At 37.0% G+C, this 17,347-nt stretch carries 10 protein-coding genes; all 10 read left to right on the plus strand.

The features are described 5' to 3' along the window. Position 1 precedes the first annotated feature (1 nt). The 10 genes from ACRXC1_RS02175 to ACRXC1_RS02220 all read left to right on the plus strand — a co-directional run bounded on the left by ACRXC1_RS02175 (position 2) and on the right by ACRXC1_RS02220 (position 17,133). Positions 2–1,321 (plus strand): glycine--tRNA ligase, encoded by a 1,320-nt coding sequence (locus ACRXC1_RS02175; protein ID WP_433656152.1) that lies wholly within the window; start codon positions 2–4, stop codon positions 1,319–1,321. A 63-nt stretch (positions 1,322–1,384) separates the two neighbouring features. Continuing rightward, complete coding sequence (gene ppdK, locus ACRXC1_RS02180) at positions 1,385–4,036, plus strand: pyruvate, phosphate dikinase (RefSeq protein WP_393098561.1); 2,652 nt, start codon at positions 1,385–1,387, stop codon at positions 4,034–4,036. Continuing rightward, positions 4,036–4,923, plus strand: coding sequence for a hypothetical protein (locus tag ACRXC1_RS02185; RefSeq protein ID WP_433656154.1), 888 nt, complete (start codon positions 4,036–4,038; stop codon positions 4,921–4,923). Before ppdK ends, ACRXC1_RS02185 begins: the two co-directional genes overlap by 1 nt. 86 nt (positions 4,924–5,009) lie before the next feature. Further along, the gene (locus ACRXC1_RS02190; RefSeq protein WP_433656156.1) at positions 5,010–6,692 is read left to right on the plus strand and encodes a hypothetical protein; all 1,683 of its coding nucleotides are present in this window, start codon (positions 5,010–5,012) and stop codon (positions 6,690–6,692) included. A gap of 11 nt (positions 6,693–6,703) precedes the next feature. After that, the gene (locus tag ACRXC1_RS02195) at positions 6,704–10,540 is read left to right on the plus strand and encodes a hypothetical protein (protein WP_433656158.1); all 3,837 of its coding nucleotides are present in this window, start codon (positions 6,704–6,706) and stop codon (positions 10,538–10,540) included. 72 nt (positions 10,541–10,612) lie between these two features. Continuing rightward, positions 10,613–12,037, plus strand: a complete 1,425-nt coding sequence (locus ACRXC1_RS02200) for a Mur ligase family protein (RefSeq protein WP_433656160.1) — start codon at positions 10,613–10,615, stop codon at positions 12,035–12,037. Continuing rightward, positions 12,021–13,715: a hypothetical protein gene (locus ACRXC1_RS02205; protein WP_433656162.1), complete on the plus strand. Its 1,695-nt coding sequence runs from the start codon at positions 12,021–12,023 to the stop codon at positions 13,713–13,715. Before ACRXC1_RS02200 ends, ACRXC1_RS02205 begins: the two co-directional genes overlap by 17 nt. Before the next feature lie 119 nt (positions 13,716–13,834). Next, positions 13,835–15,001: a methionine adenosyltransferase gene (gene metK, locus ACRXC1_RS02210; RefSeq protein ID WP_392910157.1), complete on the plus strand. Its 1,167-nt coding sequence runs from the start codon at positions 13,835–13,837 to the stop codon at positions 14,999–15,001. 206 nt (positions 15,002–15,207) lie between these two features. Further along, entirely contained in the window at positions 15,208–15,438 is a 231-nt protein-coding gene (locus ACRXC1_RS02215; protein ID WP_433656164.1) for a hypothetical protein, read from the plus strand. A gap of 153 nt (positions 15,439–15,591) precedes the next feature. Continuing rightward, a complete protein-coding gene (locus tag ACRXC1_RS02220; RefSeq protein WP_433656166.1) occupies positions 15,592–17,133 on the plus strand; it encodes a sigma-54-dependent transcriptional regulator in 1,542 nt (513 codons plus the stop codon). Positions 17,134–17,347: the final 214 nt, after the last annotated feature.

The following is a 17,347-nucleotide window of genomic DNA, read 5'->3' on the forward strand; positions in this document are numbered from 1 at the left end:
TGTGTCAGAAAGTAATATTAAGGACATGCAGCAAATTGTTAGTCTAGCTAAACGCCGTGGATTTATTTTCCAAAGTTCGGAAATTTATGGCGGTCTATCTTCTTGTTGGGATTATGGCCCATACGGAATTGAGTTAAAAAGAAACTTAAAGAATAAGTGGTGGAAGGCCATGACTTTACGTTCAGATATCGTTGGTGTTGATGCTTCAATCTTCATGCACCCACAAGTTTGGAAAGCTTCAGGTCACGTTGATGGTTTCAATGACCCAATGGTTGATTGTAAGCAATGTAAGTCGCGTTTTCGTGAAGATAAAATTGATACATCAGCTCCATGTCAAAACTGTGGAGCAGTAGGTGAGTTTACAGAGCCAAGAGATTTCAACTTAATGTTTAATACGCAGATGGGGCCTGTTGAAGATTCATCAGCGAAGGTTTACTTAAGACCAGAAACAGCTCAAGGGATTTTTGTAAACTTCTTAAATGTTCAATCAACAATGAGAAAGAAGCTTCCATTTGGTATCGCTCAAATTGGGAAAGCATTTAGAAATGAAATTACTCCAGGTAACTTCATTTTTAGAACTCGTGAATTTGAACAAATGGAAATGCAATACTTCATTAAGCCTGGTACTCAAATGGAGGCCATGGAGCAGTGGAAAGAGATTCGTTGGAATTGGCACTTATCAAATGGACTACGTCCTGAAAATTTAAGATGGCATCCACACTTAGGAGATGAGCTTGCTCACTACGCTGATGCTGCTGAAGATATTGAATATAAATTTCCACATGGTTGGGATGAGATGGAAGGGATCCACTCAAGAACTGACTTCGATCTAAGAAAGCACGAAGAGTTCTCAGGAAAGAACTTAAAGTATACAGATCTACAGGATGGAAATAAAAAATATCTTCCATACGTTCTAGAAACATCTGTTGGTTGTGATCGTTCACTTCTAGCAATTATGTGTGATGCTTTTAGAATTGAAAATGAAGGTGATAAAGAGAATGAAAGAGTGGTAATGAAATTCCATCCATCTCTTGCTCCTGTTAAAGTTGCTGTTCTTCCATTAACGAAGAAGTTAAATGAGCCAGCAACAAAATTATTTAATGAACTACAGCAAGAATTTGCTGCTGAATATGATGTCGCGGGATCAATTGGTAAGCGCTACCGTCGTCAAGATGAGATTGGAACTCCATTTTGTATCACTTTTGATTTCGATTCATTAGATGATAACGCTGTTACAATCCGTGACAGAGACTCGATGAATCAAGAGCGTATTGCCCTCGATCAAGTTAAAAACTATTTAAGAGATAGAATCTACATTTAAAATATTTTTTTGAAAGGCCACAGATTCGTGGCCTTTTTTCTATACTAAGCAAGGAGCGCAGTTATGAGTAAATGGGTTTACTCGTTTTCAAAGGAAAAAACTGAAGGTAATAGAAGCATGAAAAATCTTCTAGGTGGTAAAGGTGCCAACCTAGCTGAAATGTCTGCTCTTGGATTACCGGTCCCTCCAGGTTTTACAGTTACAACTGAAGCCTGTATCGATTATCAAAAAGCAAACACGATAAATGAAGAAATTAAGTCTCAAGTTGTTGAGGCCCTAAAACTTGTTGAGTCATCAACTGAGAAAACATTTGGTGGTGGAGAGAATCCACTTCTCTTCTCTGTTCGTTCTGGAGCTAGAGTTTCGATGCCTGGGATGATGGATACTGTTCTTAACCTAGGTCTAAATGATGAAACAGTTGAGGCCCTTGCTAAGAAGTCTGATAATGAAAGATTTGCATGGGATTCATATAGAAGATTCATTCAAATGTATGCCAATGTTGTTATGGGGATGAGTCACTCTCTTCTTGAGTCAACTCTAGAGGACTTAAAAGAAGCAAAGGGTGTTGACTCTGATACAAAATTAGATGCAAGAGACTTTAAAAACTTAGTTAAGGTTTATAAGCAAATTATTGCTCAAGAAACTGGAAAACAATTTCCAACAGATCCAATGGAACAATTATGGCTAGCAATTGAGGCCGTCTTTGGATCTTGGAATAATCCACGTGCAATCAAGTATCGTCAGTTAAATAATATTCCAGGTGACTGGGGAACTGCAGTCAATGTACAGGCAATGGTTTTTGGAAATATGGGTGATGACTGTGCAACAGGTGTTTGTTTCACTCGTGATCCATCTACTGGAGATAAGAAGTTCTTTGGTGAGTATCTAGTTAATGCTCAAGGTGAAGACGTTGTCGCTGGGATCAGAACTCCGGCACCAATTAATGAATGTTCAAAGAATGATTCAAATAGAAATGAAAAAACTCTTGAAGAGTATATGCCTAAGGCATTTGCTGAACTTACAGATCTTTATCAGCAACTAGAGAAACATTACAAAGATATGCAAGATATCGAGTTTACGATTGAGGCAGATAAGCTTTATCTACTACAAACTCGTAATGGGAAAAGAACAGCAGCAGCCGCTTTGAAAATCGCTGTTGATCTTGAGAAAGAAGGTATTGTGACGAAGGAAGAAGCAATTATGCAAATCGATCCTGAAGCACTAAATCAACTTCTGCACCCAAGACTTGATCCAGATGCAACGAAGAATATTATCGCTAAAGGTCTTCCTGCTTCACCTGGCGCTGGTGCTGGAAAGATTGTTTTTCATTCAGACGATGCAACAAGTATGAATGAAAATGGTGTAAAAGTTATTCTTGTTCGCCAAGAAACTTCACCTGAAGATATTGCGGGAATGGCCGCAGCTCAAGCAATTCTAACAGCACGTGGTGGGATGACTTCTCACGCGGCCGTTGTTGCACGTGGAATGGGGAAGCCTTGTGTTGCTGGATGTTCTGAAATTTTAGTTGATAGCAAAAATCGTACAATGATTGTTGGCGATAAAAAATATGTCGAAGGTGACTTTATTACACTTGATGGTGGAACAGGTGAAGTTATTGAAGGTGAAGTACCAACTCTTGATGCTGAAATTAATGCTGACTTTGCTGAGTTCATGTCTTGGGCAGATGAGATTAGAACGTTAAAAGTTCGCACAAATGCTGATAACCCTGAAGATAGTGAAACGGCCGTAAAATTTGGTGCTGAAGGTATTGGTCTTTGTCGTACAGAACATATGTTCTTTGAGCCAGAAAGAATTCTTGCAGTTCGTGAAATGATCTTTGCTGATTCAACAATTCAAAGAGAAAAAGCTCTTGCTAAACTTCTTCCGTATCAGAAAGAAGATTTTAAAGGGATCTTTAAGGCCCTTGATGGTATGCCTGTTAATATCAGACTTCTTGACCCTCCTTTACACGAGTTCTTACCTCATTCGGATGAAGAGAAGAAAGAACTTGCTGAGTATATTGATGTAGAAGTAAAAACTATTGAAGATGGATGTGAAAGGCTTCACGAGTTTAACCCAATGCTTGGTCACCGTGGTTGTCGTTTAGGTATCACTTATCCAGAGATCTATACAATGCAGGTTACTGCTATTACTCAAGCTGCTCTAGAATCTCTTGCTGAAGGGATTGATGTAAGACCTGAGATCATGGTTCCTCTTGTGGCAACAGCTAAGGAGTTATCAATTCTTAGAGAAATCTTAGTGGCAACGATTGATAAGACTAAAGGAGATAAGGAGTTTAAGTATAAGCTAGGAACAATGATTGAGCTTCCGCGTGCAGCGATTACAGCTGCGGAAATTGCAGATCATGCAGACTTCTTCTCTTTTGGAACAAATGACTTAACTCAGACAACTTTTGGTCTTTCTCGTGATGATGCTGGACGCTTCTTAACTGAATATATTTCAAAATCAGTTCTTCCAAATGATCCATTCGTTTCACTTGATCAAGAAGGTGTTGGTTACCTTGTTAAGTTTGCAACTGAGCAAGGACGAAGTGCTAATAAAGAAATTCACGTTGGAATTTGTGGTGAGCACGGAGGGGAGCCTCAATCAATCGATTTCTGTCATAGAATTGGTTTAGATTATGTATCTTGTTCACCATACCGAGTGCCGATTGCTCGTCTGGCAGCTGCTCAGGCCGTGATTCGTAATAAGTAATGCCGATAGAAGAATTAACAAAAAAAATAAAAGCAGAGTTTGGCAGTTATAATTTTAACTGCCTTGCTTTTGCTTATATTGACTTCAAGAATGATTCGTATGAAACATTTTCTTTTTTCGAAAATCCTTTTTTAAAAGGTCAAAAAGTTTATTTTGACTTAGCTTCTTTAACAAAACCCCTAACTCTTGGCTTTGCTTATTTAAAGAAACCTGAAATTTTTTCTGAAGAGATGAAGCTTCTTTTAAATCATCGAGGAGGACTAAAATCTTGGGGAAGACTTTCATTTGAGAATTGGCGAGAACAAATTCTCTCTTATCCAATTAAAGAAAGTGAGACTCTTTATTCTGACTTTGGCGCTCTTAGACTTCAACTTGAAATTGAAAAGAAGCAAGGTCTTTATGATCTTGTCTCACCAATGTGGGATGAAGAAATAAAGCACTGGCTTGATATTGGAGCTGAGGTTTGTGTTCCTACTGGCCGTCGAAATAGAGAGAGTATCGATGGGGAAGTTCATGATGATAACGCTTTTGTTATCGCTGAAAAAGTTTCTCATGCTGGACTCTTTGGAACGATTGATGGTGTTTGTAAAACACTCTTAAAAGCAGATGGTGAATACCAATTAATAAGTAAGACGAAACGTGAAAGTGATCAGCGTTTTATTAATGGTTGGGATAGTGTGACTAGTCCTGAAACTTCTCTTGCTGGTAAATGTTCCAATAAAGATACTTTTGGTCATCTTGGTTTTACTGGGACATCAATTTGGATTGACCCTCATTCTCAAAAAGGCGTCGTGATTCTAGCAAATGAAGTTATTAAATATTGGTATGATCGAAAGAAGTTGAGCGAAATACGAAAGGAAATTGCAAATACTTTCTTCTGTAAGTAGTTAATTTTACTCTTTGTCTTACACCTTAAATTAAGAAATTGTTAATAATTGCCGATAAATATCAAGTATTTTATCGGAGATGAAAAATGGGACTCGTCCTTAAGCGATTTCAATTATTATTTTTAGTACTTTCGTTCTTATTGGTTTCTTGTCAGCAAACGCAAAGATCAATTTCTAGTATTGAAGACCAGGTTGATAATCAACCGGCCCTTTATTTGAATACAATTACAGAAGCATCAGATTTATTTGACCGAAATCTTGAAGAGTTAGTTGCTCATTATAATGTTAACCTTCAAAAACGAGTTTATGACTCGAGTGAAACCAGAGCGGTACTTATCTCGCTAGAGTCAATGGAGCTTCCGGAAGGACAGGCCTTTGCTATTGATACGGCAATTGAAGATAATGGTGTCCATGTCTTAAAAGTTATCCGTTCAACAAATGATGCGGCCATAACTAAGTCATCTAAGAGTTTGCTCTTTAACTTTCTTTCAGAAATTAATGAAAAGAAGAATATTGTAAATATCTACTCTTTCTTTGAAATTGCTCACAATGCTAAAGCAGGTGATCTTCGTGCAAAGATTGCCTTAGAAAATATAAAGATGAAGGCATTAGGAGATTCTGCAATTTATGATGAAGATCGAAAGATCATCGAAGAAGGGATCTCTGAGCTAGAAAGTGACTTTAAAGTTGTGAAAAAAGAAATGAAGGCCAAAGAAACAGCTCGAAAGAGTGCAATGGCCGCGCTTGATAAAGCTGCTGAAAACCACCAACTTAAAGCATTAATTCAAAATAATGACCGTAAGGGTGTTGCTGACCTTTTAGAAAAATATCTTCCTTGGGAGCAAATGACTCCAATTGAAGACTCATATTGGAATCACATTCTTAATCGCATGCGAAACCCTATTCCTGCAAAAGATAAGGTTCTCGTCTATCGTGGGACATATGGTGACCGCCTATTTCCTCAGATTGTTGATGGCCAGGAACTCGAGTATGAAGACGCTGTAAAGAAAGCAAATCTAGGCTCGATGTCTACTATTTTAACTCGAAATCAAGGAACTTATAACCGTCGACTTCGCTCTCTCCAAACGATGTATGGAAAGAAAATTGCTTCTAATCCAAGTAATACAGATTCTAAATTCGTTGAAACAGCTCGCTTAACAACAATGCTTAAGCAGCATTCTATTGAAGCTCAAGGAAGTCCATTCCTTTCATTTACGTCTAACTTTGATACTGGCTATACCTTTGGATTTTCAATCGCAGATGACAAAACAGTTGCCGATGCTAAAGGGGCCATGGGTGCATTCTTAATCGATCCAGAACTTCTTATGTTTAATCAAATGTCTGGATTTAAGTCTGAAATGGAATACTTAGCACCATTAATCACATTTCCTGATGAAATGGTTGGCTTCTATGATGAAGACTATATGGAAAAAGTTAATCGTTCAGCTATTAAAGATGCACTTCACGATGGCCTTAAGAAAGAAATGATTAGAATTTATGGAGATACACAGGGGCCAGAAATCGCTGAAGAAATCCTTTCTCGTTCAAGCGAGTTTAATGAATATGAAAAGGCGTATCTTGTTCCAAAATTAAAAACAAATTTGACTGGGGCAACTAATGAGAACGTCGGAATTGCAAAGAAGATTAGTAACTTCTTTAGTAATTTAAAGAATAAGTTTTCCTCTTCTAGTAAGGGGAAAGTAAAAGTGATTGATGAAATGCCTAAGATTAATAATTGTTTATACGCTATTAAAAGCTTCTTACAGTAAAAGAGGAATTCATGCATAAGAAAGCATTTGGTTTACTTTCCGTCTTACTTCTAACTCTTACTGTTCTTACACAGTACTCGCAGGTAGATCGTTCTGAGTATTCTTACTTTAGTACTAGAGCACCTGCTTCTGTTGCTGATATGGAACGTTTAGAGACGCTACTAGCTGTTGATAAACTCGATTACTATATCGGTGAATATATCAATAATTTTGGTAAGAAGATTGATGAGGAAGCACTAGGAGAACTAAAGAAAGTTGAACTCGATTATATTATTGATAAGTACTCAACTGATTCTAGAATCTTTGATGCAAAGAAATACGATGCAATTATTTATGATATTTTAAAAGAGCGACTAGGTAAGAAGCCTTCTGGTTCAAAAGCTAGTTATGAGTGGGGTTATAACTTCTTTAAAAATAAACTAAATGAAGGTTTTACTCTTCTCGATTCTAAAATTAAACCAAAAGATGATTCTGCTATTACTAAAGTAGAGCCAAGGTCTGAGTTTACGCTTCCTGATCAAGGAATTAAAAATGGTGAGCTTACATTAGATGCTGATCACTATATTTCAAATCGTACGACACGTGCTGTTTTCTGGGAAGCAGTTGAAAGCAATCGTGATGTTGAATTTCATCTTGAAAACTCTAGAGAGTTCTTAAAGAATTTGCAGGCCAATGGTGGGCAAATTCTAAAAGAAATTCGTCCCTTTGCTAATAATTATAATAAAATTTATGCCGTTCAATACCCTGGTGAGTCTACTTATCGTTATGCAATTACAGCAATCGGTGGGAAGGATCGACTTAATCACCTAATGCTACAATTTGGCTTATCTAAGAGAGGCCATACAGTAACAAATAAGGTTCGTATCTTTGGTGATCTTGATGACACTCATAAGATGATGGAAGACGAACTCTCTGGAATTTTTAGACATCTACCAAAGTCTGAAAGAGTCATTATCGGACAAAAAGGTGCTATTGAGAGAACTTTTGAAACGCTGTGGAAAGTTCGTGCCCTTAAAAATCTATACGATGACGAGCCTGATTTGGTTCTATCTCACATCTCAGATAAGTTAAAAGACTCTTTTAAAGATCTCATGGCCGATGGAGATATCAAGAAATACGATATTTTTAAGAATAAAAAAGATATTGAAACGGCCTTTACTAAGTTAGAAAAGACAATTAAAGCTAAAGGAATTGAGCCTTTTGAGTTTAAGAAATATGACTATGATAATTATGTTATTTCGATGTCAGATATTGTTTTTAAAAACTCTAAAGGGGAAGACGTTGTTTGGCGTGTTGTTGCAAATAGTTGGGGAGATGAAATTTCTCCTCTTGCAAAGGCCCTGAAAAATACTGGCCATAAGAATATCACTTATATTGGTACAGCAGGAGCCTTTCCTGATAAAGGCTATAGTGTCGGTGATCTTGTTATCCCTTCACATACGCGTTTAGATGGTGAAAGTAAAAAACTACGTGGAACGATGATGGATATTGATGGTGCCAAAGTTGGTGGTACTGTCGATCACGTATATTCTCCGTTTATCGAAACAAATGAATGGCTAGAAGAAAGTTCAAGTCATTCTGACTTTGTTGAAGTTGAAGTAAGTCACTTACGAAAAATTTTAAATGGCCAAGATGATGATCTGCAAGCCTATCTATTAATATCAGATGTCCTTAAGTCGGAAGGGGAGACTCTCGCTTCTGCTACTGGAGCGAAGAGAAGAAATTCTCTCAATAAACTTCTCTATGCAATGCTTGATAGAGATGAGGTTGGAATACCACAAGGTGTAAACACTGCTGATAATCATATTGGAATTCTAAGAAGTTCAATTGATAAAGTTCTTGGGAACAAGGCCAATACTTTAAAGTATTATATTTTCTCAATGCTTAAGGATAATAAGAATGTATCTGAAGCAGAGATTCAAGCGGCAGTAGACTCTGTCGATAATTTTAGTGATAACTATTTTACAAAGAGAATCACTGAGTCTTCGGAGGTCTCAAGCTATGTTTTAAGAAAGCTTGAAGAATTTGGGCATATGCCAAAAATCTCTGTTGATAAAGAATTTGTTGACGGAAAGTGGCATCCTAAAACAGGTAAGATTATTATTAATATCCACGCTGATACACAAGAGTTAGTTGATCAGTATAAAGAAGTTGCTAAAGATTTTGAAAATGAAATTGCAAAGGTTTCTAAGTTTTGTGAAATCAATTTCATAAGAGGACCTCCTTCTAGTGAGTTTGTTACTATTCCAAAATACGTAGGTCTAGATAGTGACTTCCTTGTAAATCTATATTCGCAATCTGCATTCAAGCAAGCAGGTCTTGACGCTCAGGTAACTTATAACGGAAACTTAAAATTTAACTTCTTACCAACTGTTAATAATACTGATGTATGTGCAGATGACAAATTTTGTCACCTTTCATTCTTTAAACCAGATCAGGCCACAAAAGACTTATTAGTTGACTTTGACTCACACACAAAATTCAAAACACAATTTAATAAAGATCCAGTTGAGATGTTTAATGGAATGATTAAGAGGGCAAATGAAATTACACAAACTAATTATAGCTTTGAAGTTGTCGTTGAAAAGAATGCGACTCTCGAAGATGGTAAATTAGCTGAAATTGTTCCAGATATAGATCCTAATAAGGGACTTCTTGTAAAAGTACGTTTTACGAAAGAAGGGTATAAGAATCCACTAGTACTCTTAGAAGAAGCTATTCATGTAAGCCAAATTACACGTGGAGATGACTTTTTAAAGCATCCCGTTTTTTGGGCCGAAGCTGCTTTAAATGCAAAACATGGTTCAATGCGCTCTCGTGAGTTCTTAGCGCGAGCAGAAGTGGATGCAATGGATAAATTATCTAACTTAATGAGAAGTAACTTCTCCGGAAATGCAGATGCAGCTCTTGCGAAAATTGAACAATATGCAGAAGTTAGAAAGGCGCATGCATCAAAGATTGCCAATAATCTTAAGAAGAAGGTACGCGCTGAGAAAACGATTCGTAATGGTTTAGCTAAACAATGGAAAGCTCTTCATAAGGCACTTGAGGCACAAGATCTTAAACTAGATGATTATATTGCTTCTGGTAACCGCAAAAAAGTGGCCGAGTTAATTGAAGCGTATATGCCATGGGAACAAATGGAGCCAACTGAGATTGCAGCATGGCAAAGATGGGTAAAAGAAATTGAAAATCCAAGTGATGATTTCTTTGTCAGCTTTAGAGGTTTAGGAGATGACCTTGTTCGTGAGTCAGATGATGGTGGCCACTTCTTAATGGCCAAGCTTTTGACAAAGAATCAGGGGAGTTACACGAGAAGACTTCGTTCGTTAAAAACCTACTTTGATAAAAAAATTAGTAAGAAAGCAGGCGTGCATATGCCGGTTGAATTTCAGTCTCTTGCTGGTGTTTTCAAAGGCCATAGTGTTGAGCCTTTAGGTTCTCCTTATTTATCAGGATCAGTTCTTTCTGTTGCAGATAATTTTGCTAGTGAATCCCAAGGTCAAAAAATAGCTGCATTGAAGATGTCTCAAAATAGGAGCTTATTAAACCTTGTTTCAAATTATAATGAACTCGAAGAGATGATCCCACTGATCGTCTTCCCTGATGAGATTATTTCAATTGAGCCAGCAGGGGATAGTGAAGCAATTCAGGATTCTGTGGAAGAAAAAATTGGACGTCCTCTTAAAGATACAGAACTTGAAAGATCAGCGGTACAGGCCGATAGCGATTACAAAGTTAGAGCAACGCTTGAGTGGTGGAAACAAATTGATCCGAATGGTATTACGCCAACAAATTCTACCAAGACCTGTAAGGGTGTAATTAAGATGTTCTTATCTCAACAGTAATTAGTTGATCATAATATTTACCCTTACCCTTTGTCCGAAAAACGGTTAAAATTGACGGATAAAGGGTAAGTTATGAATTTAGAAAATTATAAAGATATAAATGCATTATCTGCATTAAAAGAATCAAATAAATTTAAAAAGGTGTTCTTTTACCGTATTTGCGGGACTGGGATGGGAGCGGCTGCATGCCTCCTTAAAGAAGCGGGGTTTGAGGTTGCTGGTGCGGATCGCATGTTTTATCCCCCAATGAGTACCTATTTAGATAACTCGGGTATTGATGTCTATAAATTTGAAGAACACAATATTGAAGAGATTATTAAAGACTACGATTTAATTGTTGTAGGTAATGTTGTTGCAAGAAATTCTGATGATGCAAAATTTATTGAAGAAAGTGGGCTCCCGTTTTGTTCATTTCCGGCGGCAATTGGAGCATTGGTTTTAAAGGATAAAACCGTTGTTGGTATTTCCGGCACTCATGGAAAGACAACGACAACATACTTTGGTGTTCAACTTTTTGAAAAACTAGGTCTGGAACCAGGTTATCTTATAGGTGGAGTTATGGATGAGCGTCCACCTGCGAGAGTAGGTAAAGGGGATTACTTCTTTATTGAATCTGATGAGTATGATTCTGCATACTTTGAAAAATTCTCAAAGTTTCGCTCTTACTATATTAATAAATTAATTATTACATCGCTTGAATTTGATCATGCTGATATTTTTGAGTCGATTGAAGATATTAAAAATGAGTTTAAAGCTATTCTTCCAATTGTAGATGAAGTAATAGCTTGTTCTGAGTGGCAAAGTATCAATGATCTAAAGGTCACAGATAAGTCTTGGTCAGAGTATGATCGTGAAAATGTAAAAATCATTAATGTCGAGAATGGCCTGACTTCGTTTTCAATGAAATGCTCAGTTGGTGAGCATAAATTTAAAACAAACCTAATGGGGCATCATAATATTCTTAATTTAGCGTCAGTTATTATTGTCGCTTTAAAGGCTGGAAAGACTCCAGAGGAAATACAGGCCGGCATCTTAGATCTTAGAATGGTGCAAAGAAGGCAGGAGGTAAAAGGTGAATTTAATTCTTCGCCTATTATTGACGATTTTGCTCACCATCCAACAGCTGTCCAAGAAACTCTACATGCAATATCCCTAAAGTATCCAGGAAAGAAAATACATGCTTACCTTGAACCGGGATCGGCAACTGCTCGAAGTGATCTTTTCCAAGAAAGATTTGCAGACTCTTTAAAAGGAGCAGCGAGCGCAACAATTATCAAACCATCGCGTCCTACAACGGCAAAGGGCCAAGGGGATCTCGATGTTGATAAACTAAAGTCTGACTTAGAAAAAAGTGGAATAAAAACTAATATTGTTACAGAGTTAGAACCCTTAATTACATTAATTAAAGATAATAGTAGTGAGCAGAGTGTTCAGCTTGTTATGAGTAATAGTTCTTGTCTAGGCTTATGGAGTAGCGAGTTTGTTAAAGCACTTTAAAACAACTCTTCCATTTCTCATCGCTTTTACAAGTTTCTCTGGCCAGTTTGCTCACGCAAAGAGCTTAACAGATGCACAAGTAATCAATGAGTATATGAAGCTTCATCGCAAGCAGTACAAAACGACGTGCTCGATGAAAATTTATAATGAGTCACAAAAGCTTTATAAGAATTTCCTAGGAAATGGAATCTTTATTCCTTTTCAAATAAGTGGCGATCTCGATGAGGGAACAATTAAAGAATATGTTCCACTAATGAAAAAGAAGAGAGAGTGGATAAAAGGTGTTAATAAACGCCTTTCCAAAATGCGCTCTTTTAGAAATGTACTGGCACGAAATCGCCAAATTCAAAGTCAATTTGAAAAGGCTATGCGCCACAATTATAAGTATCGCTACATAAAGGATTTAAAGACTAAATCTCATGTGGCCCTTGAGTCAAAAAAAGAGATCAAACAATTTCTAAAAGATCTTGAAAGGTACCTAAATAGCCTCTTCTTTTTACAATCTTTTAACTTTCCTGTTGATCACCTTCATTTAAGAAGTGAGTATGACAAGGTTAAGGATTTAGAAACAGCAGAAGGAAAACAGAAGTCAAACTCTGCATACTTACTGAGAAAAATTGTTGAGGATGGAAGTGTTGATCCTAAAAAGGGCCGATCTGATTTAAGTCTTCGCTCTCTAATTGACTCAGTCTACTTACGTATTGTTGGCTTTGACCAACCATTCTTAACTGAAGAACTACGTTATGATATTTCTGATTTAATTTCACGCCTTGATGGAGTTTTAAGAAAAGGTCATAAGAAGACTTATGCTAGAACAAAGTACTGGCAAAAAAAGATCATTGAACGTGAAGACTACTACCTTGATTTACTTAATAAGAGTAAAACAAAAGATGATATCTTAAAGAAAATCTTCGAAGATAAAAACCAGGCCCGCTATGCCTTAAGCCAGTATATCTATGATAAGGAAGCTTTAGTTTATAAGTTTTGGAAAAGACAAAAAGAGATTTATCGCAAGCTATACGCACTTGAAACGATTTTGATTCATGAAGTTGGACGTCTCGATGACAATTACGGAAGTGAAAGAAGAGATGTGGCCAAGGTTGTAATCAATCGTGTGACAAACCCTGGCTATAATACAATTGAAAGCGATGAACCGTTCTATCAGTCTCTTGTTAAAGCAGGTGTGAAAAATACTGAAAAGTATCCGTGGCTTAATGTGCTTTTTAAAAGAGGCCAGTTTTCATTTACTTACTTTTTTATACCTGCTTCGAAGGGAATCTTTTGTCCTGACCAATCAAAGTCTGCACGAAAGTTAATGCGTAAGAATTTAAAAATGATTTTGGATGAATTACATAATCCTGATAAGGACTTCAAGGCAACACGTTACTTCTCAAGAGCTTCAATGCTTGGACGAATGGATATGTCCTCTTTGTGGGATGAGTACACAAGTATGGAAGAGCGTCCAGGACCTTTAATTCACAATACGACACGATTAAAAACATTACTTACTCGTAAGAACTTAAACTACTTGTATTCTTTTAAAGATAGCGGTGAACATAATTACGATGTCTATCGCTATAAAAATAAAGTTTATGTACATTCGGCCAAGAGCGGTAAGTTCTATCAATACCGTAATCCTCATTATTTCAAATACTTCGTAAAGAACGATGATTACTAATTTTTATTGAGTATAAGCTATTGAAAATAGTAGTTGAAACTAGTTGTTAAAACGCGCTAATAGCAGTATATTCATACAATTATTAGTGTATTAATTATTTATAGCTAGGAGATGAGGCAGTGCTAAAAGATTTTACATTCACTTCTGAATCAGTAACAGAAGGGCACCCTGATAAAATTGCGGATCAAATCAGTGATGCGGTACTTGATGCGATGTTAGAACAAGATCCAAAATCTCGTGTTGCTTGTGAAACTATGATCACAACTGGTCTAGTTGTTCTTGCAGGTGAGATTACTTCTACAGCTAATATCGATTTCCAAGAAACAGTAAGAAATAAAATTAGAGAGATTGGATACGATCACTCTGATAAAGGTTTTGATGCTAATACTTGTGGTGTTATGGTTGCTCTTGATAAGCAATCACCAGATATTGCTCAAGGTGTAAACGTTGGTGAAGGTACATATACAGAATTAGGTGCTGGTGACCAGGGTCTAATGTTTGGTTACGCTTGTAACGAAACTGATAACTACATGCCAATGACAATTGATCTTTCACACAGACTTGCTGAAAGACTTTCAGAAGTTAGAAAGAATGGAACTTTAGGTGAGCTTAGAGCTGACGGTAAAACACAAGTTTCTGCACAGTACGAAGATGGTAAATTATCTCGTATCGATGCAATTGTTGTTTCGACTCAACACTCTGACAATATGACTCTTGCACAAGTTCAAGAAGCAGTTAGAGAAGAAGTTGTTAATAAAGTTGTTCCAGCATCACTTGTTGATAACAACACAAAATACTTCATTAACCCAACTGGTAAATTTGTTATCGGTGGGCCAATGGGTGACTGTGGTCTAACTGGTAGAAAGATTATCGTTGATACTTACGGTGGTCACGGTGCTCATGGTGGTGGAGCATTTTCTGGTAAAGATCCAACTAAGGTAGACCGTTCAGCAGCTTATGCGACAAGACAAATTGCTAAGCACATCGTTGCTGCTGGTCTTGCTGATAAAGCTCTAGTACAAGTTGCATACGCAATTGGTGTTGCTGAGCCTATGTCACTTCTTGTTGATACTTTTGGTACAGAGAAAGTAGATGTTGCTAAGATCAACAATGCTGTTAACCAAATCTTTGATATGAAGCCAGCGGCTATCATTGAAAGACTTGATCTACTAAGACCAATTTATTCTCCAACTGCAGCTTACGGGCACTTTGGTAGAACTAAAGATGGTTTCTTCCCTTGGGAAGAATTAAGCTATGTGGAGAAGTTAAAAGCTCTTTGCCTTTAACCGAAAGCCGCGCCATCGCTGCGCTAGGCTAGCTTTCTTGAGTCACATCCATCTCAGCTTCAAAACTGCCCTTTGGGGCACTTTTGCCGCAGGATGTCCCTTGGGAAGAACTGTCGTACGTTGAAAAACTTAAAGCACTTTGCTTGTAGTATAGAAGGCTCCGAAAGGAGCCTTTCTTTTTTCCCAAATCAGTTTATACTTATCCCATGAATGAATTCCTCATGTTCACATTACGCTATACGCCATTTTGGTCAATTCCAATTATGATCATTGGTGGCCGCTTTGCGTACTACTATTGGTTAAGAGGCTACACTCTGCCTCCGATCTTCTTTGCACTTTGCTCAGCTATCTCAAGTTTCTTCCTATTTATTTGGGTAATGGCCGGTGGTCCAGACAAAGTTGTTCATTATTTCTTAGATATTGTAAGAAACTTTTAGACACTAATATTTATATATAAACCTGTGATATTAGCTATTTATGCTAGTTTCGGAAGTTTTATCATGGTGTTAAAAAATTGACACGTCCACGAGTTATTCGATACCATTTTAGTGGGACAATTTTTAACCTCACACGATGAGAGGCAACAACACATGAAGAATGATTTTAATTTTCTAACTGATACATTCTCAAATGATGAATCAGATAATGAAGTAAAAATCGATCAAGGAAGAAAACCAGTGATTATTGTCGTGGAAGATGATCAAACTCTTTCCGCAATGATAACGAAGTATCTAAGTAAGAAGATAAATCTAGAAGTTATTAGTTTTACTTCTCCAACACCTGCAATCGAGCATATTACTAAGAATCAAGTTGATCGCTTTTGTCTAATTACAGACATTAGCTTTGAAGATAATTCGTCTGACGGACTCTATCTAATCGACTTATTAAAAGAGCGTGGCTTAACTTTTAGCTCTATCGCTATGACAGGCTTTGCCTCTATTGAAACAGCAATTGCGGCAACTAAGAAAGGTGTTTTTCACTACCTTACTAAGCCGTTCGAGCTTGAAGCACTAAAAGATCTTGTGGTTAGGGCCCTAGTTCATAAACTTGAGTACCGTGAAAGTCTTGAGATAACTGCTGGAACAAGTTCTGCCAATGATAAGCGCTCGTTTGGGACTAAGTACAAATTAGAGATGCCTACAGAAGACGATATGTTTTGTGGGATGATAGGCCGCTCTAAACCAATGAGAAAAATCTTTGAGCGTATTAAGAAAGTTGCAGCTTCAAGTTCAACGATCTTAATTGGAGGTCCTTCTGGTACAGGGAAGGAGCTTGTTGCAAAGGCAATTCACTTATCTTCAAATCGTAATCATAATAAAATTGTTAATGTAAACTGTGGTGCGATCCCTGGAGAGCTTTTAGAAAGTGAACTCTTTGGCCATGAGAAGGGAGCCTTTACTGGCGCAGTCTCAAATCGTATGGGTCGCTTTGAAGCTGCTGATGGTGGATCAATTTTCTTAGATGAAATTGGCGATATGCCACTACTTTTACAAGTTAAGCTTCTAAGAGTTCTTCAACAAAGAGAAATTGAGCGTGTTGGTTCTTCAACGACGACTCCTGTAGATGTGCGTATTATTACAGCAACTCACAGAAATCTTGAAGACTCTGTTCAGCAAGGTAACTTCAGAGAAGACCTTTACTACAGACTAAATGTTATTCCGATAAAGATACCTGCATTAAAAGATCGTAGAGAAGATATTCCTCTTTTAATTTCATACTTCCTATCACGCTTTGTAAGTGCTGATGGTAGAAATGATATTGAATTAGATGACGAAACTTTTGAAATTCTTATGTCTTATGAATGGCCTGGTAACGTTCGTGAACTAGAGAATTTAATTGAAAGACTTGTTATCTTAAGAGGTGGAAATAAAATTAGACCTCAGGATCTACCACCAAAAATTCTAGCTCTTACAAATCGCTCGACAATTGATACTGATGATCTTGTTAGTCTTCCAGATAATGGTATCAATTTAAAAGATTTTATGAATGAAGTAGAAGAGTCTTTAATTAAGCAGGCGCTTATTAAAACGAATGGTAATAAAAACCAAGCTTCAAAGCTGCTACAGATGAATCGTACAACGCTTATTGAAAAAATGAAGAAGAGAAATTTAGACGTTACTATTCAACAATAAATTTCTACTTAACATGGCCAATATGACACCAATACTTAAGCCGACTTTCACAGTCGGCTTTTTAAATGCCTAATATCTTGTAGTGTAAAAACTTTGACATGGAAAAAACGTCCCATGAGAAAAATTTTCCTTTGAAATATTTCAAAATATTGTAAAATAGATTCACGGCATGCTTTAGGACGAAGAAATTGCCAAATAATTGACGTTATTAAAT

The sequence above is a fragment of the Halobacteriovorax sp. GFR8 genome (assembly GCF_050955245.1).
Classification (GTDB): Bacteria; Bdellovibrionota; Bacteriovoracia; order Bacteriovoracales; family Bacteriovoracaceae; genus Halobacteriovorax_A.